A 1,417-nucleotide genomic window follows, 5' to 3' on the forward strand; every position below is an offset into this window, starting at 1 on the left:
TTGTTCCATTTTAGAGATTTGTTTAAGATAAGATATAACTCATTGAGATGTGTCATAGTATTCGTCGTTAGAAAACAATTATTGTGACATTATTTCAATGAGTTATCTATTTTTGTCGTGTACAGAGATTATTATAGAAGCCCCCATGAATAAATCGCTCATCATTTTCGGCATCGTCAACATAACCTCGGACAGTTTCTCCGATGGAGGCCGGTATCTGGCGCCAGACGCAGCCATTGCGCAGGCGCGTAAGCTGATGGCCGAGGGGGCAGATGTGATCGACCTCGGTCCGGCATCCAGCAATCCCGACGCCGCGCCTGTTTCGTCCGACACAGAAATCGCGCGTATCGCGCCGGTGCTGGACGCGCTCAAGGCAGATGGCATTCCCGTCTCGCTCGACAGTTATCAACCCGCGACGCAAGCCTATGCCTTGTCGCGTGGTGTGGCCTATCTCAATGATATTCGCGGTTTTCCAGACGCTGCGTTCTATCCGCAATTGGCGAAATCATCTGCCAAACTCGTCGTTATGCATTCGGTGCAAGACGGGCAGGCAGATCGGCGCGAGGCACCCGCTGGCGACATCATGGATCACATTGCGGCGTTCTTTGACGCGCGCATCGCGGCGCTGACGGGTGCCGGTATCAAACGCAACCGCCTTGTCCTTGATCCCGGCATGGGGTTTTTTCTGGGGGCTGCTCCCGAAACCTCGCTCTCGGTGCTGGCGCGGTTCGATGAATTGCGGCTGCGCTTCGATTTGCCGGTGCTTCTGTCTGTTTCGCGCAAATCCTTTCTGCGCGCGCTCACAGGCCGTGGTCCGGGGGATGTCGGGGCCGCGACACTCGCTGCAGAGCTTGCCGCCGCCGCAGGTGGAGCTGACTTCATCCGCACACACGAGCCGCGCCCCTTGCGCGACGGGCTGGCGGTATTGGCGGCGCTGAAAGAAACCGCAAGAATTCGTTAACTGCACATTCGGGATATTTCTCTATATTCGCGGTTCAGCAGGCATGTCCCCTTTGAGGGCGACCCGACGACAGGATAATCGACCTTATGGTGCGCAAATATTTCGGCACAGACGGTATTCGTGGCAAAGCCAACGAAGGCGCGATGACGGCGGAAACCGCCTTGCGCGTCGGCATGGCGGCTGGCCGTGTCTTTCGTCGCGGTGACCACCGCCATCGTGTCGTGATCGGCAAGGATACGCGCCTGTCGGGCTATATGCTTGAACCCGCGCTCACAGCCGGTTTCACCTCGATGGGCATGGACGTATTCCTTTTTGGCCCGCTGCCGACAACGTATAGGAAGAATAAACGCCCTTTTCACCCAAGTCCAACAGCTTTGGACCGCAGTTGACTCTTTCGACACCCCTGCGATGCAACCCAATCCGGCTGACGGGGAGCCAGCAACGCTGAAAATTTAC

Annotated in this window: 2 protein-coding genes; both read left to right on the plus strand. The window is 56.3% G+C overall.

Features of this window, described 5'->3' with window-relative positions; translation table 11 throughout:
* The first annotated feature begins 145 nt into the window (after window positions 1–145).
* Window positions 146–961 (plus strand): sulfonamide-resistant dihydropteroate synthase Sul2, encoded by an 816-nt coding sequence (gene sul2 / locus HX743_RS16035; RefSeq protein ID WP_001043260.1) that lies wholly within the window; start codon window positions 146–148, stop codon window positions 959–961.
* Between the two features lie 86 nt (window positions 962–1,047).
* Entirely contained in the window at window positions 1,048–1,350 is a 303-nt protein-coding gene (locus tag HX743_RS16040) for a phosphoglucosamine mutase (RefSeq protein WP_000251875.1), read from the plus strand.
* Window positions 1,351–1,417: the final 67 nt, after the last annotated feature.

The organism is Acinetobacter sp. Swhac1, assembly GCF_013390985.1.
Classification (GTDB): Bacteria; Pseudomonadota; Gammaproteobacteria; order Pseudomonadales; family Moraxellaceae; genus Acinetobacter; species Acinetobacter towneri.